The organism is Agromyces mariniharenae, from assembly GCF_008122505.1.
In the GTDB taxonomy this organism is placed as follows: domain Bacteria; phylum Actinomycetota; class Actinomycetes; order Actinomycetales; family Microbacteriaceae; genus Agromyces; species Agromyces mariniharenae.
Genome location: NZ_VSSB01000001.1, coordinates 2,232,827 through 2,254,614, shown reverse-complemented (window position 1 = coordinate 2,254,614; position 21,788 = coordinate 2,232,827). Strand labels below are relative to the sequence as shown.

Annotated in this window: 23 protein-coding genes; 13 read left to right on the top strand and 10 right to left on the bottom strand. The window is 71.4% G+C overall.

Annotated features, from left to right (window positions below):
• Positions 1-16 precede the first annotated feature (16 nt).
• Positions 17-340: a MobA protein gene (locus FYC51_RS10445; protein ID WP_148733474.1), complete on the top strand. Its 324-nt coding sequence runs from the start codon at positions 17-19 to the stop codon at positions 338-340.
• Between the two features lie 145 nt (positions 341-485).
• Here FYC51_RS10445 and FYC51_RS10440 read toward each other — a convergent pair whose 3' ends face one another.
• Positions 486-779, bottom strand: coding sequence for a hypothetical protein (locus FYC51_RS10440; protein WP_148733473.1), 294 nt, complete (start codon positions 777-779; stop codon positions 486-488).
• 116 nt (positions 780-895) lie between these two features.
• Here FYC51_RS10440 and FYC51_RS10435 point away from each other — a divergent pair, with 116 nt between their 5' ends.
• Both FYC51_RS10435 and FYC51_RS10425 read left to right on the top strand, forming a co-directional pair.
• Positions 896-1,531 (top strand): hypothetical protein, encoded by a 636-nt coding sequence (locus FYC51_RS10435; protein WP_148733472.1) that lies wholly within the window; start codon positions 896-898, stop codon positions 1,529-1,531.
• 259 nt (positions 1,532-1,790) lie between these two features.
• Positions 1,791-2,267 (top strand): DUF4442 domain-containing protein, encoded by a 477-nt coding sequence (locus FYC51_RS10425; RefSeq protein ID WP_238476298.1) that lies wholly within the window; start codon positions 1,791-1,793, stop codon positions 2,265-2,267.
• Between the two features lie 29 nt (positions 2,268-2,296).
• Here FYC51_RS10425 and FYC51_RS10420 read toward each other — a convergent pair whose 3' ends face one another.
• Positions 2,297-2,797, bottom strand: coding sequence for a pyridoxamine 5'-phosphate oxidase family protein (locus FYC51_RS10420; protein WP_148733469.1), 501 nt, complete (start codon positions 2,795-2,797; stop codon positions 2,297-2,299).
• Between the two features lie 75 nt (positions 2,798-2,872).
• Between FYC51_RS10420 and ppk2 the strand changes: the two genes are divergently transcribed.
• Positions 2,873-3,688: a polyphosphate kinase 2 gene (gene ppk2, locus FYC51_RS10415; RefSeq protein WP_238476297.1), complete on the top strand. Its 816-nt coding sequence runs from the start codon at positions 2,873-2,875 to the stop codon at positions 3,686-3,688.
• A gap of 37 nt (positions 3,689-3,725) precedes the next feature.
• On the opposite strand, the gene FYC51_RS19580 is transcribed toward ppk2, so the two are convergent.
• Entirely contained in the window at positions 3,726-5,030 is a 1,305-nt protein-coding gene (locus tag FYC51_RS19580; RefSeq protein ID WP_238476296.1) for a hypothetical protein, read from the bottom strand.
• Between the two features lie 368 nt (positions 5,031-5,398).
• Between FYC51_RS19580 and FYC51_RS10400 the strand changes: the two genes are divergently transcribed.
• Together FYC51_RS10400 and FYC51_RS10395 are read left to right on the top strand one after the other, a co-directional pair.
• Positions 5,399-6,625 (top strand): DUF2510 domain-containing protein, encoded by a 1,227-nt coding sequence (locus FYC51_RS10400; RefSeq protein ID WP_148733467.1) that lies wholly within the window; start codon positions 5,399-5,401, stop codon positions 6,623-6,625.
• A 125-nt stretch (positions 6,626-6,750) separates the two neighbouring features.
• Entirely contained in the window at positions 6,751-7,695 is a 945-nt protein-coding gene (locus FYC51_RS10395) for a DUF2510 domain-containing protein (protein ID WP_238476295.1), read from the top strand.
• On the opposite strand, the gene FYC51_RS10390 is transcribed toward FYC51_RS10395, so the two are convergent.
• A complete protein-coding gene (locus FYC51_RS10390) occupies positions 7,679-8,449 on the bottom strand; it encodes a M23 family metallopeptidase (RefSeq protein WP_148733465.1) in 771 nt (256 codons plus the stop codon). The genes FYC51_RS10395 and FYC51_RS10390 overlap by 17 nt on opposite strands.
• Positions 8,449-9,816, bottom strand: coding sequence for a type I glutamate--ammonia ligase (locus FYC51_RS10385; RefSeq protein ID WP_187432578.1), 1,368 nt, complete (start codon positions 9,814-9,816; stop codon positions 8,449-8,451). The genes FYC51_RS10390 and FYC51_RS10385 overlap by 1 nt, the downstream gene beginning before the upstream one ends.
• A gap of 198 nt (positions 9,817-10,014) precedes the next feature.
• Between FYC51_RS10385 and FYC51_RS19575 the strand changes: the two genes are divergently transcribed.
• Positions 10,015-11,004, top strand: a complete 990-nt coding sequence (locus tag FYC51_RS19575) for a DUF2510 domain-containing protein (RefSeq protein ID WP_238476294.1) — start codon at positions 10,015-10,017, stop codon at positions 11,002-11,004.
• A gap of 91 nt (positions 11,005-11,095) precedes the next feature.
• On the opposite strand, the gene FYC51_RS10370 is transcribed toward FYC51_RS19575, so the two are convergent.
• Positions 11,096-11,284 (bottom strand): hypothetical protein, encoded by a 189-nt coding sequence (locus FYC51_RS10370; RefSeq protein ID WP_148733463.1) that lies wholly within the window; start codon positions 11,282-11,284, stop codon positions 11,096-11,098.
• 193 nt (positions 11,285-11,477) lie between these two features.
• The gene (locus tag FYC51_RS10365) at positions 11,478-12,032 is read right to left on the bottom strand and encodes a dihydrofolate reductase family protein (RefSeq protein WP_148733462.1); all 555 of its coding nucleotides are present in this window, start codon (positions 12,030-12,032) and stop codon (positions 11,478-11,480) included.
• Positions 12,033-12,165: 133 nt separating this feature from the next.
• Between FYC51_RS10365 and FYC51_RS10360 the strand changes: the two genes are divergently transcribed.
• Both FYC51_RS10360 and FYC51_RS10355 read left to right on the top strand, forming a co-directional pair.
• Complete coding sequence (locus tag FYC51_RS10360; RefSeq protein WP_148733461.1) at positions 12,166-13,776, top strand: response regulator transcription factor; 1,611 nt, start codon at positions 12,166-12,168, stop codon at positions 13,774-13,776.
• Between the two features lie 135 nt (positions 13,777-13,911).
• Positions 13,912-15,039 carry a flavin-containing monooxygenase gene (locus FYC51_RS10355; protein WP_148733460.1) on the top strand — a complete coding sequence of 376 codons (1,128 nt, stop codon included), beginning with the start codon at positions 13,912-13,914 and terminating at the stop codon, positions 15,037-15,039.
• A gap of 70 nt (positions 15,040-15,109) precedes the next feature.
• Here the strand turns inward: FYC51_RS10355 and FYC51_RS10350 are convergent, their stop codons facing one another.
• Positions 15,110-15,379, bottom strand: coding sequence for a hypothetical protein (locus FYC51_RS10350; RefSeq protein ID WP_148733459.1), 270 nt, complete (start codon positions 15,377-15,379; stop codon positions 15,110-15,112).
• A 226-nt stretch (positions 15,380-15,605) separates the two neighbouring features.
• On the opposite strand from FYC51_RS10350, the gene FYC51_RS10345 reads away from it, so the two are divergent.
• On the top strand, positions 15,606-18,443 hold the full coding sequence (locus FYC51_RS10345; protein WP_187432577.1) for an ATP-binding protein: 2,838 nt from the start codon (positions 15,606-15,608) through the stop codon (positions 18,441-18,443).
• 30 nt (positions 18,444-18,473) lie between these two features.
• On the opposite strand, the gene FYC51_RS10340 is transcribed toward FYC51_RS10345, so the two are convergent.
• Positions 18,474-18,746 carry a DUF4242 domain-containing protein gene (locus FYC51_RS10340; protein WP_148733457.1) on the bottom strand — a complete coding sequence of 91 codons (273 nt, stop codon included), beginning with the start codon at positions 18,744-18,746 and terminating at the stop codon, positions 18,474-18,476.
• 108 nt (positions 18,747-18,854) lie between these two features.
• Here FYC51_RS10340 and FYC51_RS19240 point away from each other — a divergent pair, with 108 nt between their 5' ends.
• The 3 genes from FYC51_RS19240 to FYC51_RS10330 are packed head-to-tail and all read left to right on the top strand — an operon-like array spanning position 18,855 to position 21,024.
• Positions 18,855-19,031, top strand: a complete 177-nt coding sequence (locus FYC51_RS19240) for a hypothetical protein (RefSeq protein ID WP_187432576.1) — start codon at positions 18,855-18,857, stop codon at positions 19,029-19,031.
• Between the two features lies 1 nt (position 19,032).
• Positions 19,033-20,112 (top strand): NAD(P)H-dependent flavin oxidoreductase, encoded by a 1,080-nt coding sequence (locus tag FYC51_RS10335; RefSeq protein WP_187432575.1) that lies wholly within the window; start codon positions 19,033-19,035, stop codon positions 20,110-20,112.
• 45 nt (positions 20,113-20,157) lie between these two features.
• On the top strand, positions 20,158-21,024 hold the full coding sequence (locus FYC51_RS10330) for an NAD-dependent epimerase/dehydratase family protein (protein WP_238476293.1): 867 nt from the start codon (positions 20,158-20,160) through the stop codon (positions 21,022-21,024).
• 63 nt (positions 21,025-21,087) lie between these two features.
• Here the strand turns inward: FYC51_RS10330 and FYC51_RS10325 are convergent, their stop codons facing one another.
• On the bottom strand, positions 21,088-21,771 hold the full coding sequence (locus tag FYC51_RS10325) for a VOC family protein (protein WP_222863232.1): 684 nt from the start codon (positions 21,769-21,771) through the stop codon (positions 21,088-21,090).
• Positions 21,772-21,788: the final 17 nt, after the last annotated feature.

Sequence of the window (21,788 nt, the reverse complement as noted above, 5' to 3'; positions counted from 1 at the left end):
TCGGAGGCGAGGGGTGATGGCAGAACCCGACTTCTCGACCCTCTTCGAGCGGCCGCTCACCCAGTGGGGTATGCGCGGGGACCCGCCGCTGTGGCGCGCGATGGCGCACGCCCTCGAGGGTCACCCCCTCCCGGGGAGGTTCTGGGACGTTCGCAGCACGGTGGAGCGGGAGTTCGAGCGCATCACGGGGCATCGGCTTCTCGAGAGTGCGGAACCGTTCCACATGCCCGAGTTCGCGATCGGCAGCGGCATGAGCGATGGCGTGGTGGCTCCGGCGTTCTGGGTTCGCACGGCGATTCCGATCCTCATCGATCGATGGGAGGCGCTTCGCGCAGGCTGAGCGCCGGCATTGCTGCGCGTCAAGCACTTCGCCGCGAACGCGCGCAGCCGACTGGTCGCTCGCGCGGCATCCGACCGGTTCATCGAGGTGGTCGAGCGCTGGCTGCGCACCGCGACCTGAGCGCAGCGAGCAGGACGCCGAGCGCTCAGGTCACCGACACGCGCCCGTACGCGTCGACCCGGATGATCTTCGTCTCGATCTTGCGGTTGACGACGCGGATGATGATCACGATGAGCCAGAGGCCCGCGGTGATGAGCACGAGCAGGAGGTTCCAGAACCAGCCGATGCGCTTCTTGCGCTGCAGCACGCCCTGGCCGGACGAGACCGAGCTGACGGTCCAGCCCTGGTTCGCGTAGCGGGCGACCTCGGCGTTGAGGATGGCGGCGCGGGTGGTGTCGTCGACTGGGACGGGAGCTGAGCTGGGCTTCGGATTCGTCACAGGGTCGAGCGTACGCTTCGGATGCCGCGGGGCTGAAGCCCCTGTTCACGCGCGCCCTGCCGCGATCAGCGCTCGCTTCGAGGTGACGCTAGGTTCGTCGGAGAGGAGGCGGCGGCGTGGGAAATCGAGCACCGAAGGGTCTGATCCCGGCGATCGTGCTGGCCCTCATCACGCTGGCGCTCGTGCTCGCCCGGGTGTTCGGGCTCGGCGGAGAGGAGTGGCGCGGCATCCTCGAGGCCGCACCCGTCTACGTCGGAGCCGCCGCGGCGGCGTTCATCGTCATCGCCGTCTACAACTGGTGGGCGGATGCCCGCGACCGGCGCCTCGCCCGCGATCATCCGGGTGCGCTCGTCTTCGGCGCGGAGATGACCGCCGCGCTCAAGCGGCGGCTCAGGTCGGATCCCGACCAGTACACGGCGCCCGCCGTGACCGGGCGCACCCCGCACCTCTTTACCGTCGTCTCCGACGCCGAGGGCCTGAGCATGTGGAACGGCTCGGCTTCGAAACCCGTCAGGTTCTGGTGGATCGACTGGCACACCGTCTCGGGGATCCGGGCCGCCATGTACCAGCTCCAGTACAAGGAGGTGAGGGGTCTCGTGCTCGACACCAGCACCGGCGCGGTGCTCGGGGCGCTCGAGCTCGTCCCTCGTTCGACGCGACTCCTGTCTGCACGCAACGATCGGTCGCCGGCACTCATCGAGCGCCTGACCGAGCTGTGGCGCGCCGCCCGCCAGGCACGGCCGAACACGTAGCCGGCGGCCACGAGCCGCACGCTCCCCTGCGTGCAGGCCGCGGCCCGACGCGGTGCCGAAGTGCCCAAGTACCCAAGTGCCCAAGTTCCCAGGTTCCGAAGTTCCGAAGTTCCGAAGTTCCGCGCCTTGCCGAGGGGAACTCTCCCGAGGCGCAGGCGTTCGAGATCCCGGTCGGGCACAGCGTGCACGCCGCGGCATCCGACGAGTTCATCGCCGTGCTCGTGCGCTGGCTCCAAGGGTGAACAATCGAGGGATGCGCATGACACCACGACGCCTGGCGATCGGCATGAGCCTGTGGATCCCGAACCTCTTCAGCGGCATCCGGGTGAAGGGGTTCTCGAAGGACTGGACCCGCGCGACCGTCGAGCTGCACGTCAACGTCTTCACGCGCAATTACGTGAAGACGGCGTTCGGCGGCTCGATGTCGGCGATGACCGACCCGTATTACTTCATGCTCGTGCGGCACCAGATCGGCCGCGACTACGTCGTGTGGGACACGCGCGGCGAGATCGAGTTCCTGAAGCCCGGACGCGGCGTGCTCACCGCGCACTTCGATGTGCCGCGCGCGAACATCGACGAGCTGCGCGAGCGCGCCCGCGGCGGCGCGAAGGTGCTCGAGTGGTTCGAGACGTCGATCACCGACCGCGACGGCGACGTCGTCGCGCGCGTGCGGCGCGAGGTGTACGTGCGCGAGAAGCGCCGGGTGACGGATGCCGCGGCATCCGTCACGACCTGAATCGAGCGGATGCCACGAACGTGACGCCGCTACAGGAGCGGGATCCGGTGCTCCTCCTCGTCGAGCACCCACGCCTGCGACGCGGTGGCGCGGTAGATGCGGTGCGGGGCGAACCCGCTCACGTCGGAGGAGCGCCAGGCCCGCAGGCCCTGCGCGACGGAGCGCTCGTTGAACACCTCGAGCGCCTCGGACAGGTCGCCCTCGGCGACCTCCTCGGCCGTGGCCTCGACGTAGACCGCGATCGCGCTGCCGACCGGAACCGTCGAGTCGAAGATCGCCAGCCCCACCTCCGGACGCTCGGCGATGTTGCGCGAGTGCCGCGTCTCGAATCGCGACACCCAGATGAATTCGCGCAGGTCGCGCTCGGCGAACCACACGGGCGTCGCCCACGGTTGGCCGGCGGCGTCGGCAGTGGCGAGCGTGACGTAGGTGATCGCGGCGAGCACGCGGCGCGCGGCATCCGTCGCCGATTCGCCTCGGATGAGCGGGGCACTCGGCTCGGGCACCGGGCCCGTGAGGTTGGTGGCCATTGCTCATGGCTACCAGTTCGGGCCTGCCGCGGGGAAGGGCCGACGCCGTAGGCTTCGATCGCGAGGGGGTGCCCGATGACCACGAAGATGCCGAAGGCGCTGTACGAGCGTGAGCTCATCTCGTTGCAGGCGAAGCTCGTCGACATGCAGGCATGGGTGCAGCAGTCGGGCGCCCGCGTCGTAGTGATCTTCGAGGGGCGGGATGCCGCGGGCAAAGGCTCCACGATCAAGCGCGTGTCCGAGTACATGAACCCGCGCGTCACGCGGATCGTGGCGCTGCCGACGCCGAGCGCGCGCGACAAGACGCGCTGGTACTTCCAGCGGTACGTGCCGCACCTCCCGGCGGGCGGCGAGATCGTGCTCATGGACCGCTCCTGGTACAACCGGGCCGGCGTCGAGCGCGTCATGGGCTACTGCACGAACGAGGAGTACCACCGGTTCCTGCACCAGGCACCGATCTTCGAGCGACTGCTCGTCGAGGACGGCATCATCCTGCTGAAGTACTGGTTCAGCGTGTCCGACGTCGTGCAGGAGGAGCGGTTCCGGTCGCGCCTCGACGACCCGATGCGGCGTTGGAAACTCAGCCCGAACGACGTGCTGTCCATCACGAAGTGGGAGGACTACTCGCGCGCCAAGGACAACATGTTCATCCACACGGACATCGCCGAGGCGCCCTGGTACGAGGTGCGCAGCGACGACAAGCGGCGCTCGCGCATCAACATGATGCACCACCTGCTGTCGAAGATCCCCTACGAGCGCGTCGAGCCCGAACCGATCGTAATCCCGCCGCGTCCGGCGCCCGGCGGGTACGAGCGGCCACCGCGCGACTGGTCGAACATCGTGCCCGACTACGCGCAGGAGCTGATCGACGAGCACACGTCGGGCGGATGACGCGGGGCAGGCGCGGCGCCCGGACGCAGCGCGGGCGCTACTCGACGCCGAGCGCGTGGCGCGCGTACCGGTACTTCTCGGCGAGGCGCTGCTGCATGTCGTAGTCGAGGCGGCGCAGGCGCCACGGCGCGGTGTTGTCGTCGATGTCAGCGAGCTTCACGCGCAGCGCGATCGGGTCGCGACGGATGCGCGCGTAGTACTCGTCGGGCGAGACCTCGGGCCGGCGCGTCAGCAGCTGCACCACGACGACGATCTCGGGCAGCACGCCCGCCTCGAGCAGCTCCTGCTCGGTGACCGCGGTGTCCTCGAGCACGTCGTGCAGCCACGAGGCCGCCGCCTCGACGGGCTCGGTCACGGGATCGAAACGCTCGGCGATGCGCCCGGGGTGGTCGATGTACGGGAGGCCGCTGCGGTCGAGCTGCCCGCGGTGCGCGACGAACGCGATGCCCTTCGCGAGCGACACCTGCGCGATGGCCTCGGCGGCCGACAGCGAGAGGGCGGCGTCGGGTTCGGGGGCCGGCGCGGGCGCCGCGGTCGGTGCAGGCTCCGCGCGCGCGATGCCGCTGGCGACGGATGCCGCCGCAGCCGGCCGAGCGAACGGCGACGTCGTCGACTCCATCATCAGCGCCTCGAACTCCTCGGTCATCGGATCCACGTCGTCGGTCTCCCTCTCGTCGGCGTCGTCGGTCGGCAGGTCGGTCGGGTCGTGCGCCGCGGCCTCGAAGGTCGCAGCTGCGGGTTCATCGGCCGGATCGTCGATCCAGGCTTCATCAGAGTCTTGCTCCTCGGCAGTCGTCTCCGCAGTCACCGGCTCCGGCTCGGGCTCCGCAGGCACCGGCTCGGGATCCGGCTCGGGCTCCAGCTCCGATTCGAGCTCCGGCTCCTCCTCGGTGGCCGCTGGCTCGAGCTCCGGCTCGGCAGGCTCGTACGCCTCGTCGGCGTCATCCGCCTCCGCGATCGGATCGCGCCCGCGCACCGGTCGAACGAACCGCAGCTCGGCCTCGAGCTCGCCGAGCTCGCGTTCGTCGAGCTCGAGCAGCGAACGCGTGCCGCTCTCGCGGCGGCGCTCGAACGACACCTCGTCGACCTCGGTGAGGGCATCGCCGTCGCGGGTCGTGAAGTACCGGCGCCGCGAGCCATCGGTCACCGCGACGATGACCGAGTCGTAATCGCCGCTCGGCTCGAACGAGCTCAGGAAGTAGCGGCGCCGCTCGGGCATCGGATGCCGCGGCACCTCGACCGGCGGCACCTCGAGTCGCCGCGCATGCGCGCCGGCCTGCTGCCGTGCCGATCGATCCCGCGGGCGCTCGAGTGCGGCCGAGGGCGCGCCGAATCCGGACACGTGGTCGTCTTCAGCGGGGGCGGTCAACCGGGCTCCAGGGGGCGGCTGGTCCGTCGGGTCGGCGGATCGGGTGGAGAGTGCAGGCTTGGAGGTTCGTATGCGGCGGGCGGGGCACCCGCGCACGTTCGATGGTAGGGCGTAACCTCCAGCGCCGCAGTCGCGAGGCCCGGCATGGCCGAACTTCGACGACCTGCCGGGGGTGATCGCGGTTCCGAAGTGCCGAAGTTCCGAAGTTCCGAAGGGCCGAAGTTCCGAAGTACCGGACCTCCGCGGTCGCGGTGCCCACGTACCCAAGTGCCCAAGGGCGCTCAGGTACCGATATGCCAACGTTCTGAACCGACGGCGGCGGCGTCTGCCACGATCGAGACATGAGCGACCCGACGAAGGCGCCGGCCGGGTGGTACGAGGACGGCTCGGGCGGGCGGCGGTACTGGGACGGTGAGGCGTGGACCCAGTACACCGCGCCCGGCGCGAGCGAGTCGGCCGCCGGGGCCGGAGGGGCGGCCGGTGCGGATGCCACCCCGACGTCGCCGATCGGGAACAACGACGCGACCGTGCCGATCGACGGCCCGACGATCCCGTACGTCTGGGGGTCTGGCGCGGCCACGGGCGGCGGATCCGCGTACGGGGAGGGCGTGCCCGCGGCATCCGGGTACGGCGACTCGACGACCGTGCCGAGCGGCTGGAACGACCCGACGGCGCGGTACGACGACCCCGACCTGAGCGCGTTCACGGCGAGCCCGACCGCGCCGACCGAGAACTACGGCGCGCAGTACGCGGCACCGTACCCCCCGCAGCCGACGGCGGTGATGACGGCGCAGCATCCGTTCACCGAACCCTCGAACCCGCCGCCGAACGTCGTCGGCATCATCGCGCTCGTCGTCGCGATCGCGGGGTTCGTGTTCGCCGTCATCCCCGACGTGATGGGGGTCGCGTGGATCCTGCTGCCCGTCGCGTTCGTGCTGTCGCTCGTCGGGCTGTTCGCACGCGGTGCGAAGTGGCCTGCGATCACGGGCCTCATCATCTCGATCGTTGCCACGATCGTCGGCATCGTCGTGTTCGTCAACGCGCTCATCGGCTCGTTCGGCGACGTGTGGGACACGATCGACGAGGCGATCCCCGACGCGACCGACGTTCCGCAGCCGGGCGACGACGCGCCGTTCGGCGAGCCCGAGCAACCGGCTCTACCCGTCGAGAACCTCGCCTTCGGCGACACCATGACGTGGGACGACGGCGTCGCCCTCACCGTCTCGGCGCCCGAGCCGTACACGCCGAGCCCGTTCGCGGTCGGCTCGACGCTCGCGGACAACGTCGTCTTCACCATGACCATCACGAACAACTCGACCGAGAACCTGCAGCCCGTGCCGTTCCCGACGCTCACCTCGGCCGACCAGGAGGCGAGCCAGATCTTCGACGTCGGCGAGGACCTCGAGGGCAATGGCGACGACGTCGGCATCCCGCCCACCGCGATCGTGCCGCCGGGCGGCTCGGTGTCGTGGCGCGTCGCGTGGTCGGTCGCCGATCCGGCCTCGCTCACGATGGAGGCGTCGCCGAGCTTCGCCTACGCGAACGCGACGTTCACGAACGTGCCGTGATGCGCTGACGGATGTCGCGCCGGCCGTTCCCGGCGCGGCATCCGCCGTCACCGTTGGTGACTGTGCCCCGATCTGGGGCACGCGAGCACTGTCGGCGGGGCGTCCCGGAGTGCCACGATCGAGCTGTGGGCGAGCCGGGCAAGGCCCCTGCAGGCTGGTACGACGACGGTGCCGGGAGTCTCCGCTACTGGGACGGCGACTCGTGGACGGAGCACACCTCGGCCATCGCGACGGCGACCGCGGCCGCGACCGCGACCGCGACCCCAGGCGAACCGCCGTCGGAGGCCCGGAGATCCAACGCGTACGGCATCGGTGCACTGACCGCGGCGCTCGTCGGCTTCGTGCTCATCCGCCTCCCGTTCGAGATCCCCGCCTTCGTCGGCGTCGCCCTGCTCCTGGTCGGCCTGGTGATCGCGATCATCGCGATCGTGGTCATCGGCAGGGAATGGCGCGCGGTCACCGCGCTCGTCGTCTCGATCATCGGCCTCGCGACCTCGATCATCGCCTTCACCATCGGCGCGCTGTCGGTGATCCCCGCGACGCTCGACGAGATGAGCGGCGGGGTGCCCACCTCGGACGTCCAGCAGCCGACGGTTGAGCCCGAACCGGAGTCGACCGCCGAGCCAGACGAGATCGAGGATCCGGTCAAGGGCGACTTCCCCGGCATGATCGCGCCGACGAGCCCGGGCGTGCCCTTCGGCCAGACCATGTCGTGGGAGGACGGCGTGACGATGACGGTCACCCCGCCCGAACCGTACGTGCCGACCGAGTTCGCCACGGGCGGCGGCGCGAACAACGTGGTCTTCGCGCTGACCATCACGAACGGCTCCCCCGGGCCCATCAATCTCCTCACGTATTCGCAGGTCACGTCGGCCGGGCAGCCCGGCTCGATCGTCTACGACGTCCTCGACTCCGGCGAGGAGATCAGCGCGGAGCCGAGCGGCGTCCTCGAGCCCGGCCAGTCCGTCACCTGGCGGGAGGCGTGGGCGGTCGCCGACCCCAACGCCATCACGCTGCTCGACTCGCCGACGGTCGACCACGTCGAGGTGACGTTCACGAATGAGCAGTGACCGACCGGATCCGCTCGCGCCGCCCGGGCACGCCGTCGGCGACCGGCTCCCACACGCCGTCGCGCAGCACCTCGTAGGCGCGGAACGCGCACGGGATGCCGTTCGCGGTCATGAGGTCGGGCGAGTCCATGAGCTGGAAGTGCAGGTGCGGCGACGTCGAGTTGCCGGTGTGGCCGACGTGTCCGAGCAGGTCCCCCGCCGCGACGCGCTGGCCGCTCTCGACCGCGACGGTGCCGGGTGCGATATGGGCGAAGCCCGCATAGACGGGGCCAGTGCCGCCGGCCCGGCCGACCCGGCCGACTTGCGCCGGCAGGGCCGCCCGCAGGAGCACGTGGTTCCCCATGATCGATGGCAGCTTGTCGGGCGTGAATGTCACGGCGTTCTTGAGCATGCGGAAGATCTCGCCGGTCGGCACGATCCACTCGCGCTCCGCCATGCCGTCGACCGCCGCCACGACCTCGCCGTCGAACGGCGCGTGGATCGGCTGCCCCCAGGCGTAGCACTCGCGCGTGCGGCCGCCGACCGTCTCGGTGCGCCACGATCCGCCCGGGTGCACGTGCACGCCCGGCCGGTCGTCGACCTTCACGAAGTCGTAGGCGTACCGCTGCCCGAGCATGTCGGTGCCGTGGCTCGGCACGCGGTGGGCGGGCGTCGTGACCGCCATCCAACCCTCGCCGCGCAGCGGGAAGTCCACGACGACCGGACGCTCGTCGAGCGCACCGGCGGAGGAGTCGGAAGCACCGGCGCCCGCCATCAGTACCGCCACCGCACGGCGTCGGCCACGTTCTGCGGCGGGCGTCCCCCGTAGGCGTCGGCCTCGTGCCGCCGCACCGCGAGATACGCATCGAGCAGCACGTCCCCGAACACCTCGCGGAAGAACGCGCTCCCGTCGAGCAGCTCGAGCGCCGCGGCGAGGTCGGCCGGCAGGCGACGGATGCCGCGTGCCGCACGCTGCTCGTCGGTGAGGCGCCCCGGGTCGATCTCGACGGGCTCGGGCAGCCGGGCGTTGCGGCGCGCGCCGTCGACGGCCGCCGCGAGGACCGCCGCCACGGCGAGGTACGGGTTCGCCGCGGCATCCATCGGCTTCACCTCGAGGTTCGCCTGGCTCGCGTGCGCGAGCACGTCGACGGTCTGCCCGGTGACGTACCGGATCGCCGCCTCGCGATTGGCCGGCCCCCAGCAGATGTCGGCGCCCGCCCAGGTGCGCGGACTGAGCCGCACGAACGAGAGCACGCTGCCGCCGAGGAGCGCGACGCCCTCCTCGAGCCGGTCGAGGATGCCGGCGATGAGGTGCCCGCCCTCCCACGTGACGCCGAGACGGGTCGCCGGGTCGACGAGCAGCGCCTGCCCGTCGCGTGTCGCGGAGAGGTGCACGTGGCATCCGTTCGTGGCGCCGCCGACGAGCGGCACGGGCGAGAACGAGACGAGCAGCCCGTGCGCGGCGGCCGTGCGCAGGATCACGACGCGTGCGAGCGCGAGGTCGTCGACCGCGCGCAACGGCTCGCGCGGCGCGAGCGCGAGCTCGTACTGGCCGGGCCCGAACTCGGGGTGGAACTGCGCCACGGGCACGCCCGCGGTATCGAGCGCGGCGAGCACGTCGAGCATCCACGCCTCGACGTCGAGCGTCGCGCGCGTGGAGTACCCCGGTCCCTGCGCGGCGAGCTCGGGCTCATCGGGGCTGCCGCGGAACAGCGTGAACTCGAGCTCGAACCCGACCAGGAAGTCGAGGCCGGCGGCCGCGGCATCCGCTGCCACCCGGCGCAGCGCCGACCGCGTGCAGGTCGGATGCACCGTGCCCTCGAGCGTGTGCAGGTCGGCGGGCGCCCACGCGAGCCCGACCGCCGGGTCGAGCATCGCCACGGCCGAGAGGTCGGGGATGCCGCGCAGGTCGCCGACGATCGGATCGAGCGCGGCCGTCTCGTTGAGGTGGTCGTCGACCGAGAACAGGAACCCGACGCTGTTCGAGATCGTGATGCCGTGCGACGCCGCCCCGGCGAGCGCCCGTGCGGGCAGCACCTTCGCCCGCGAGATCGACGCGTTGTCGTGATAGCTCACGAGCAGCGCGCGCACCTCGTCGAGGTCGACGGATGCCGCGTCGCCGCTGTCGTTCGAAGTCACCATGTCGATCCTCCCCGGCGGGCCGAACCTATCCCGGGGCGGGGCTCGTCGGCAATGCCCGACGCGCCCATCCTGCTCGACGGTTGCCGTTCCCGGTGCCGGCGCCACGACGCCACGCGATTTTGCGGAGGGAACCTGTACCCCGATCTGGGGCGGCATCATCCTCCTCGCGCGGAAGGGCGCTCTGCCAGCATCGAGATCATGACTGACGCACGCACGCCCGCAGGCTGGTATCCCGACGGATCCGGCAACCTCCGCTACTGGGACGGGAACGCCTGGACGGAGCACACGGCACCCGGTCCGGGCTCTGCGCAGCCGCCCGCCACCGCGGCTGAGGCGTCGGCCTCACCCGCAGACGCGGCATCCATCGGCGACACCGGGCCGACGCAGCCGTACTACGCGGCCGCCGGCATGCCCGTCGCCACGCTCGAACAGCCGAGCGCTGCGCCGTCGACGAAGCCGCATGTGCTGGGCATCATCGCGCTCGTCGTCGCCGCGATCGGCTTCATCTTCGCGTGCATCCCGGGCGCTCTCATCGTCGGATGGATCCTGCTGCCGGTCGCGTTCATCCTCTCGATCGTCGCGTTCTTCCTGAAGGGTGCGAAGTGGCCGGCGATCACGGCGCTCGTCGTCTCCGTGGTCGGCACCATCGTCGGCGTCGTCGTCTTCCTCACCGTCGTCACGACCTCGTTCTCCGAGGCGTTCGAGGACATCGACGGGGCGATCGCGGAAGCATCCGAGGCGGCTGAGGAAGCCGCCGTCCCGGACGACACTTTGGACGATCCGGTTCCTGACGCCGTCGGCAACCTCGCATTCGGCGACACGATGACGTGGGAGGACGGCGTCTCGCTCACCGTCTCAGCCCCCGAGGGATACTCGCCCACGGAGACGGCACTGGGAGCAGATCAGGCGAACAATCTCCTGTTCACGATCACGATCACGAACAACTCCAGCGCGAACCTCGAGCCGCTGGCCTACTCCCAGCTCTCCTCCGGCGGACTGGAGGGCAGTCAGATCTTCGACACCGGCAGCCCCGTGGGCGACGTCGGCGCCTCGCCGTCAACGGTGATCCTTCCCGGCCAGTCGGTGTCGTGGAAGGAAGCCTGGTCGGTGGCCGACCCTGCCTCACTCACGATGCAGATCGCTCCCAGCTGGGACTACGAGGACGCGATCTTCACGAACCTCGAGTAGGAACTCCGCAACTTCGGAACTTCGGAACCTCGGTACCGAGTTCTAGCGAGCGGATGCCGCGAGGTCAGGCCCCGCGGCATCCGCTCACTCGTCACAAGACGGCTGGCTCGCGCGTGAGGGCGGCGTAGCGGCCGGCGTGCAACCGAGCCAAGTCGAGGTCGCCGGCCAGCAGCGCCTCGGCGCAGCCACGCGCGGCCTCGTCGATCTCGAGCTGTCGCGTGAAGCCCTCGCTGTTGGTCCGGAGGGCGCGCAGGAGCCGGTCCCGGTCTTCGTAGATCATGTTCTCCTCGTTTCCGTCATGGCGATCATGACGACGTCCCCCGGTGCAGGCGAGGATAGCTCACGCGTCTGGAAAGAGCCAACGCCGGTCGGTTTTCGGCCGGCGGCCCAGCGCTCCCCGCGACACGCGTGAGCGGATGCCGCGTGGTCGCCCCGCGGCATCCGCTCACCGTGCGCTGCGACGACCGGCGACGTCAGCGCTCGACGTCGTAGACGTACTTGACGACGCCGTTCGAGTAGGCCTCGAACTCGACGAGCTTGAGCTTGCCCTGCTCGCGCCCGTTGAAGAGGCGCTTGCCCTCGCCGAGCGTGACGGGGAACTGCAGCAGGTGGTAGCGGTCGACGAGGCCGGCCTCGGCGAGCGCCTGCGCGAGCGTCGCGCTGCCGTGCACGAGGATCGTGCCCTCGCCGTCGCCCTCCTTGAGCGCGGCGACCTCGTCGAGCGAGCGCAGCACCGAGGTGTTGTTCCACTCGGGGTCGGTGAGCGTCGTCGACACGACGTACTTCGGCATGGCGTTGTACTCGGCGAACTCGTCCATCTTGGGCCAGATGGGGGCGAACTCGTCGTAGCTCTGCCGGCCGATGAGCAGGGCGCCGGCCTCCTCCTGCTCGGTGCCCTTGATCTGGTAGGCCTCCTCGACGAACGGGACCTCCTTGAAGGTCCAGCCCGCGCGCGGGTGGTCGCCGCCTCCGGGGGAGTCGACGACGCCGTCGAGGGTGATGAACTCGGTGACGATGAGGGTGCGCATGGCGGATCCTTCTCCTGGGCCGTTCGAGGCGGACGATCCGTCTCATTCTGGACGTCGAACGGCCTCGTGCACAGATCGACATGGGGCGCGGAATTCCTTGTCGCGCCGTCGGGCCCGGACCGATACTGGCAGCATGCCCACCGCGGGAGCGGTGCGGGCGGTCGACTGGGTGGCCCGCTACGACGAGCTCTCCGCCGGGCGGGAGGCGCTCGGCGCCGAGGGACTCGACGAGCTCGGCCTCGCGGCGTGGTTCCTCGGGCGCGAGGCCGACTCCGTGCAGGCATGGGGGGAGGCGCACGAGGCCTACCTCGCCGCCGGCGATACGGATGCCGCGATCCGCTCCGCGTTCTGGCTCTGCTACACGCTGGGACAGCGTGCCGAATACGTGCGCGCCGGCGCCTGGATGGCGCGTCTGATCGACCTGGCCGGCGACTCGCCGTCACCGCGGTCGGCCGCCGCCGCGATGCTCTGCCGAGCCGTGGCTACCCTCGAGTTCGGCGGCGTCGAGGAGGCCGTCGACCTCAGCGGCCGGGCGATCGAGCTCTCGCGCGCGGCCGGCGACCTCGACTTCGAGGTGCTCGCGACCATGGCGCTCGGCCGGGCGCTCGTCGCCGGCGGCGACGCGCGGGCCGGCCTGGCCTGCCTCGATCGCGTGATGCTCACGATCTCCACGGAGGGCGTCAGCGACCGGGTCGCCGGCCCGGCGTACTGCGCGGTCATCTCGAGCTGCCTCGAGCGCTGGGACGTGGAGCGGGCCCGCGTCTGGACCCGCGACCTCAGCGACTGGTGCGACGCGCAGCGCGGACTGGAGCCGTTCCGCGGCGAGTGCTCGGTGCATCGCGCCACCGTGCTGCAGCTCGTCGGCGAGTGGACGGAGGCGGCCGACACGCTGTCGGAGGTCTCCGTGCGCGAACGTCGCGAGCAGACGCTCGAGAACGCCCTCTACGGGCTGGGCGAACTGCACCGACTCGCGGGCCGCACCGCCGAGGCCGAAGACGCGTACCGCCAGGCCGGCGCGCTCGGCCGCGAGGTGCAGCCCGGCCTGGCCCTGCTCCGGCGCGACGCGGGCCGCGCCGCGACGGCGCGCACCGGGATCGCGCGAGCCCTCGAGGCGGGGCCGGCGCTACGGACGCGCACGGAGCTCCTGGCCGGCCAGGTCGAGCTCGAGGTCGACGGCGGCGACCTCGCCGTCGCCGAACGCGCCGCGGCCGCGCTGCGGGAGCTCGCGGAGACCTTCGACACGCCCTACCTGCACGCGCAGGCCGACCGCGCCGAGGCCCACGTGCACCTGGCGACGGATGCCCCGGATGCCGCGCTCCCCCTGCTGCGCCGCTCGTGGGCGGCGTGGCGCCGACTCGACGCCCCGTACCACGCTGCGATCACGCGGGTGCTCCTCGGACGCGCGAGCCGGGCCCTCGGCGACGAGGAGGCCGCGCAGCTCGAGTTCGACGCGGCCCGCACGGTGCTCACCGACCTCGGCGCCGCCCCCGATCTCGCCCGGCTCGAACGCATCGCGTCACCGGGCGCGCGAACGGATGCCGCGGGCGGCCTGACCCGACGTGAGGTGGAGGTGATCCGCCTCATCGCGAGCGGGCGGTCCAACCGCGAGATCGCCGATCACCTGTTCCTCAGCGAGCACACGGTCGCCCGCCACGTGAGCAACATCCTCGCGAAGCTCGGCGTCGCCAACCGCGCGGGCGCCACGGCGTTCGCCTTCGAGCACGGGATCGCCGCGACCGCCTGAGGGAGTGCAGGCGAGCGACGGCCCAGGCGCACTGCGTACCCGCGGCCGGAATTGGTCATTTCTGCCGACGCCGCCACCTCGCGGCATCCGTAGGTTCACGTCGAAGACGTCCGAGCAGCACCGAGGAGGCCCGCCATGTCCACCACCACCCTCGACACCGTCGTCATCGGCGCGGGCGCAGCCGGACTCATCGTCGGCCGGCGACTCGCCGCTCGCGGCATCCGCTTCGAGCTCTTCGACGAGCACGCCCGCGTGGGCGACCAGTGGCGCGAGCGCTACCGTTCGCTGCGGCTCTTCACGCCGCGCGGCTTCGCGAGCCTGCCCGGCATGCTCCTCGACGTCGGCCGGTTCGAGTATCCGACCGGCACGCAGTTCGGCGACTACCTCGAGCAGTACGCCGAGCGCTTCGAGCTCCCGGTGCGCACGTCGACGCGCGTCACCAGCCTGAGCCGTGAGCCCGACGGACGCTTCCGGCTCGCCGACGACGACGTGCTCGCCGAGCACGTGATCGTCGCGTCGGGCGCGCACCGACGGCCGGTCACGCCGGGGTTCGCGACCGGGCTCGACCCGTCGATCCGGCAGCTGCACTCGATGGAGTACCGCGGCCCCGAGCAGTTCGCGGAGGGGCCCGTGCTCGTGGTCGGCGCCGCGAACTCGGGCACGGATGTCGCACTCGATGCCGCGCGCGCCGGTCACGCCGTGACGCTGGCCGGGCGCCACCCCGGCCATGTGCCCGTCGACATCGACACCCCGATCGGCAACCTGGCGAGCCGCATCTTCCTCGCACGACTCCGGCGCGTGACGATCGACTCCGAGAAGGGCCGCCGCATGCGAGCCGCTGAACTGGGTCACGGCGTGATGCTCATCCGCAACTCGCTGCGCGACCTCGAGCGCGCGGGCGTCGTGCAGGCCGGCCGCGTACGCGGCGTCGAGGCGGGGCATCCCGTGCTCGCCGACGGCACGGTCGTCGACGCGACGACCGTGGTGTGGTGCACCGGCTCGCGGCCCGACCTCTCGTGGCTGCGCATCGACGGCGTGGTCGGCGCCGACGGCGAGCCCGAGACGACCCGCGGTGTCGTCACCGGATGCCCCGGGCTCGGGTTCGTGGGCATGGAGTTCCAGTACTCGGTCGCGTCCGCGGCCCTCGTCGGCATGGACCGGGACGCGGCGATCGTCGTCGACGCGTTGTTCGGGGACGCGGCCGATCGGGTCGAGCCCGCCGTGCCGGCGACTCACGAGGACGCAGCCGAAATCGCTGCCTGACGCCGTCACGAAAGCGGGGGCGGAGCCTCGCGGCATCCGCCCCCTGGGAGGGCCTGCGTCACCCTCGGTCTCATCGCTGGACCCGCTGCATCCGCTCCTGGTGCAGGTAGCCGAGGCTCATGTCGTCCTCGACCTGCTCCGCGATCAGGCGGTCGAAGTCGGCGCCGCACACGCCCTCGGGCGCGGCCTGGCGCACGTAGTTCGGCGCGTTGCAGACCTCGGTCGAGGTCTTGGGCACGGTCAGCTTCGCTGAGCCTGCCGTCGTCGTCAGCCCGCACCCGGCGAGCAGCAGTACGGCCGCAGCTGCCGGAACCGCCCATCCCAGTGTTCGAGTGTCCATGGTCGTTCCCTTCCCCGCCGGCTCGCTGCCGCGGCCGGTCGAGGGCGACGCTACGGATGCCGCGAGCCCGCCACATGACGTGGATGCGTCATCTTGGCCAGCCGACGGCATAGTCAATTCGGGTCATCGACCCTGCGCCCGTTCCGGGGCTATCGTGTGGAGCATGCGGAGCTGGCCAGCTCCCGCCCTGCCTTCGAGTTGGACGAACACCGGCGCCCCGCCCTTCGTGGCCCGACGCGAGGAGCTCCGCGCGCTGCGGGCCGCGTACGACGACACCGAGCGGGGTGCCGGTCGGGTCGTCTTCGTGAGCGGCGACCCGGGCACCGGCAAATCGCGGCTGATCGGGCAGTTGTGCGCCGAGGCCCACGAACGTGGCGCCGCGGTCCTGGCCGGCACTACCGTGCAGGAGTTCGGACGTCCGCTCGAGCCGTTCGACCAGGCTCTCGCACCCCTGCTCGCCGCGATCGCGGATGCCGAAGCCGCGGCAGCCGATGCCGACGATGGCGACCTCGGGCGGACCATGGCCGATGACGCGCTCGCCCTGGTTCGTGACGCGTTCGCGCGCGACGAGCGATCGGTGCCGGTCATCGGGCAGGACCGGTTGTTCGAGGCGGTCGTCGAGGTGCTCGTCGCCGCGTCCGCCATCCGCCCGATCGTGATGGTCCTCGACGACCTGCACTGGGCCGGCGACGACGCAGTTCGCCTGCTGACCCGGATCATCCCCGGAACGGCGGACGCTCGCATCCTCATGCTCGCTGCGTCGCGTCCCCATCCTCCCGACAAGTCCGACGAGTTGGCGGAGGCTATCGAGCGCTCGAGTCACCGTCCGAATGTCGAACGCGTGGAGCTCACACCGTTCACGGCCGCCGATGTCACGGAGTTCCTCCGGGTCGGCGCGGGACTCTCCGACGAACAGGCCAGGGCGTCGACCAGCGCGCTCATGGAGGTCACCGGTGGCAACCCCTTCCTGGTTCGCACCGTCTGGCGACCGGCCGTCGACGCGATCGTCTCCCGCGACACCCGCTTCGAGATGCCGGAGTCCGCGTTCGAGCCCCTGCGCCCGCGGATCGCGATGCTCGCACCGGCGGAACTCGATGTACTCCAGGCCGCGGCCGTGCTCGGGCAGGAGGTTGACGTCGTCGAACTGATCGCCGTCAGCGACCAGTCGCAAGATGCAACGCTCGACGCTATCGATTCCATCCTGCGCTCGGGCCTGCTCGAGCCACCCGAACGAGCCGACGGCCCCTTCCGATTCCCTCACGCGATCGCCCGGCAAGCGGTCCTCGGCACGATGACGCCATCGTCGACGATGCGTCTTCATGGACGGATCGCCCAGACGCTCGAGGCCCGATTTCCCGCCGCGCCGCGTCTCGTCCAGCGGTTGGCGCATCATTTCAGTGCCGCTCGAGCGCTGGGGTTCGGCGACCGCGCCGTCACCTACCTCATCCAGTCAGCGGAGTCCGCCGATCGGCGCATCGCGCACGAGGAGGCAGCGAGCCTCTTCGAGCGCGCCGCGGCGCTCACCGGCCGGTCGGACGAGCGCGATGAACTCCAATTGCGCTCAGCGCGGAGCTGGTCTCTCGCCTCCGATTTCGCCAAAGCCCGAATCCAACGGGAACGGACGTTGGCCTCGAGCGATCCGCGCACGCGCCTGCGAGCCGCGATCGGGTACGAGGAAGCCTCTTTCCGAGCCGCGCTCTACGGAACACGCGCAGCCGAGCTGCTGACGTCGGCGCTCGACGACGTCTCCGGAGACGATCACGACCCCCTGGTGATCGAGGGATTGGCCGGCCTCGGACGGGCGATGGCGTACACCGGCGACCTCGACACTGCCGCGATCCACGGAGACCGAGCGATCGCCCTCGCTCGAGAGCTCGACGACGACCGCACGCTCGCCGCCGTCCTGCGCGCCCGGATCTGGCATACCCTCCGACCCGAGGGCGTGCGCGAGCGCCTCGACCAGGCCGAGGAGCTCAGCGGGCTGATCGCCGACATGGATGACGACTGGATGGGCGTAGCGGCGACGATCGGCAGTTCGAACGCCTACATCGTCGGCGACCCCGAGGCCATGGCACGGAACGAACGGCGCCTCGTCGAGACTGCCCAGCGCTGGGGTTCGTATTGGGCGTACTGGGCCGAATGCTGCCGGTTCGGCCGAGCCTTCATCGACGGGCGCCTCACCGACGCCGGCGCACGGCTCTCGCGCATGTCGGAGATCGAGCTGGAGTTCCGGTCGGACGCGGCGACAGGCGCGATTCCCATTCAGGTCTACATGATGCGTCGGGAGGCGGGTCGCCTGACTCCGGCAGCCCGACTCCTGACGGCCGACCGCGCGCCCCGATCGGCGTGGACTCCCGGCCTCCTCGCCCTGTACACCGAGTTCGGCATGGAGGAGCCCTGCCGCCGGACGCTCCACTGGCTCCTCGATCGCGACCATGAGAAAGCGCACGTCTCAGGCAACTGGCCGGTCCGGCTCGCGTTCATGGTGGAGGCGGCGCTCGCCCTCGGCGATCGGGATGCCGGGCGGATGCTCCGACCGCTGATGCAGGACTACGCCGGTCTCAACGTCCTCTCTGCGTTCTACGTCGCGCCGCTCGGCCCCGCCGACCGGTACCTCGGAGAGCTCGATGCGCTCTGCGACACCGGCGATCCCGCAGCCGAGTTCGCCAGCGCGATCCAACTGAGCGAGCAACTCGAGGCGCCGCTTCACATCGCGTACGCGTCGGCATCGGCCGCCGCATTCGAGCGACGGGTCCACGGCGACTCGGCGGAGGCGCGGTCGCTCGCCGAGCGGGCGAGGGCGATCGCCGAGCCGCTCGGCCTTGCCCGTGTGCTCGCCATGCTCCCGCCCAGGACCGCCATACCCGATCCCGACGGCCTGACTGCACGCGAGACAGAGGTCCTCCGGCTCCTGGCCGACGGGCTCAGCAACCGGGAGATCGCGACAGAGCTCGTGATCAGCGAGCACACCGCCGCGAATCACGTCCGCAGCATCCTGATCAAGGTGGGTGCACCGAACCGAACCCGCGCCGCTCGGTACGCTCGGGAACGCGGCATTGTCTGATGCGTACCGCCGATTCGGCGGTCGAGGTGGTCAGGTGACGGAGGCGAGCAGGCCGCTCGGCATCAGCCGGCCCTCCACCTCGGTGATCACGTCGGCGGGTACCCCATTCCGAGCCGCCGCGGCGAGGATCGCCTCCTTCGAGTCGGCTTCGTACAGGCAGTAGCTCTTGCGGTGATCCACCGACAGGAACGAGAACACCCAGCGCACGTCCTCCTCGTCGTTGATCAGGTTGATGTCCGGCGCGGCCTCGAACGGAACAGGTACGTTCTCCGCGTAGTTGCGTTCGATGATGAAGTACGGCATCGCAACCCCCTTTGCGAGGTCTCGTGGCCGAGGGTACTCCCGGTTCCGCGAAGCGGGAACCGGAGGAAGACCCCTCGTTCGGGCGACACGGAGGCGTAGCGTGGAACGGTGCGCGCGGAGGAGCAGCCGAACGAGCTCGAGGGCGGAATGCTCGACGGCGCCGTGTGCTGGCTCGCGGCGACGTGCACCGAGTGCGGCGCGCTCATCGAGGGCGGCACGTGCTGGAACTGCGGCGCCCGCCGCGCTGACGAGTGGGGCGTGCAGCCCGCGACGACGGAGGACTGACATGGCGGATGCCGCGACACGGCTGACCGAGCTGCTGGGCATCGAGCATCCGATCGTGCTCGGGCCGTTCGGCGGGCTGTCGTCGGTCGAGCTCACCGCGGCGGTGAGCGGGCTCGGCGGGCTCGGGTCGTTCGGGCTCTATGGCTACGACGCCGGCCGCATCGCCGAGACCGCGGCGGCGCTGCACGCGGCGACCGACCGGCCGTTCAACCTCAACGTGTGGCTTCCGCTGACGGATGCCGCGACCGACGCCCCGCTCGACCGCGACGGCTACGACCGCACCGTCGGAGCGCTCCGCCCCTTCTTCGACGAGGTCGGGCTCGCGGTGCCGGCGGAGCCGCCCGCGTCGTACCTCCCGTCGTTCGACGAGCAGTGGGCGGCCGTGCTCGAGGCGCGTCCGGCCGTCGCGAGCTTCGTGTTCGGCGTGCCTCCCGCCGACGTGGTCGAGAGCGCGAGGGCGCGCGGCATCCGCCTGGTGGGCACCGCGACCTCGGTCGACGAGGCCGTCGCGCTCGACGCGGGCGGGGTCGACGCGATCGTCGCGACCGGGCTCGAGGCCGGCGGACACCGGGTGTCGTTCCTGCGCGAACCCGAGCAGTCGCTCATCGGGTCGATCGCGCTCGTCCCGCAGGTGGTCGACGCGGTGTCGGTGCCGGTGATCGCGGCGGGCGGCATCGCCGACCGGCGGGGCGTCGCCGCGGCGCTCGCGCTCGGCGCGTCGGGCGTGCAGGTGGGCACGGCGTTCCTGCGCACGCGGCAGTCCGCCGCGAACGACGCCCACCGCGCGGCCATGGGCGACACGGCCGCGCACGAGACCGTGCTCACGCGTGCCATGAGCGGGCGACTGGCGCGCGGACGGCTGAACCGCGCCATCCGCGAGATCGAGGCATCGGGCGCCATCGCGCCGTTCCCGGCGCAGAACTGGCTCACCGGGAGGTTCCGCGCCGAGGCCGCGCGCCAGGGCCGCGGCGACCTGCAGTCGCTCTGGATGGGCCAGTCGGCGCCGCTCGCGGTGCGCGACGACGTGCGCGCCGTGTTCGCGGAGCTCGCGGCCGGGGTGCCATCGTCCAGCGCAGCCTGAACGTCACGTCACCGTGCCTCCCGGGCGGCCGGGGAGCCGTTTGGCATGATCGTGCGCATGGGTGCAGCGGATGCCGCGAGCGAGGTCGTCGTCGTCACGGGCGCGTCGGGGCGGATCGGCCGGCGCGTGGTGCCGCTGCTGCGACGGCCGGGCCGGACGCTCCGGCTGGTCGACCTCGACGTGCCCGAGGATGCCGCCGCGGCATCCGATGACCACGCACGCGGCGCCGTCGAGTGGCATCGCGCCTCGATCGAGGACGCCGATGCGATCGGCCGGGTCGTCGACGGCGCCGATGCGGTCGTGCACCTCGCCGCGCTCGCGTCCGAGCGGCCGTGGGCCGACCTGCTGCGCGTGAACATCGACGGCACCCAGAAGGTGCTCGAGGCGGCCCGCACGGCGGGCGTGCGCCGGGTGTTCCTCGCGAGCAGCGTGCACGCCGTCGGGTTCGCCTCTGTCGCGGATGTCGCGCAGGACGAGCCGCTGCTGCCGCGACCCGACACGTACTACGGGGTCAGCAAGGCGGCGCTCGAAGCGCTCGGCAGCCTGTACGCCGACCGGTTCGGCATGAGCATCGTCACCGCACGCATCTGCCACTTCGCGCCCGACCCCGGAGCCGGCGGCACGCTCGGCCTCAGCCTGGCGCAGTGGCTCTCGGTCGACGACGCCGTGCGGCTCATCGAGGCGGCGCTGCGCGTCGAGGACGGACGTCACCACCTCGTCTGGGGCGTCTCCGCGAACGCGCCCGCGCGCTTCTCACCCGAGGCGGGTCGCGCCATCGGGTACGAGCCGCAGGATGACGCCGTGCGCGTCGCGACCGAGCGCGACGGCGTCGCGCCCGTCATCCCGGCGCCGCGGGGACCGATCGGCGGCATGTTCACCGACGACGAGCATCCGGTCGGCGGGACGTGGTGAGCCGGGGCGCGCTGGAACGCCCGCCGCGCCCATGGCTTCCGCAGCGTCAGCGCGGCAGGCGCGTCACTGCTCGCGCTGCTCCTCGAGCCGCACCGCCTCGCGACCCCACCACGTCGTGATGTCGACGCCGTGGTTCTCGGCGTCGGCGAGCGTCCACCACTCGGGCGCGAAGGAGTCGTCGGCGATGCGGCCGCCCGCCGCGACGGCCGCGTCGATGCGGGCGTACACCTGGTCGTGCGGCACGCTCACGTCGATGTGCATGCGCCCGCGGCCCGGCGCGACGCGGTCCTCGCGCTGGAGGAAGAACGACGGGTTTCGCCGCAGCGGGTCGACGAGGTGGGACCCATTGGGCCGCACGTAACCGAGCACCGCGGCCCAGAACGGCGTGACGTCGGCCGACGGTGGCGACGCGACCGCCGCCTGCACGATCTGCAGCGCCGATGGGTCGGCGTCGAGTCCCAGGTCGCGCGCCGCCTCGGAGATGCGCCTCGCGAGCTCGATGTCGCGGGTGCTCAGGTTCCGGATGCCGCGGGTGATGAGCTTCACCGCAACGCCCTCGCGACGCAGGTCGACGTCGGGGTCGTGCCGTGTGGGCGCCGCGAGCTCGGCGACCGCAGCCACGAACCTGGCCGCCTGCGCGTACGACGTCGCGCGGAAGAACGCGTGCGCACCCCAGTAGAGCACCCGCCAGTCGTCGACCCCGTCGGCGTCGTGGAACTGCTGCGGCGTGATGGGCTCGACATCCATGCGCCCCATGCTGGCGG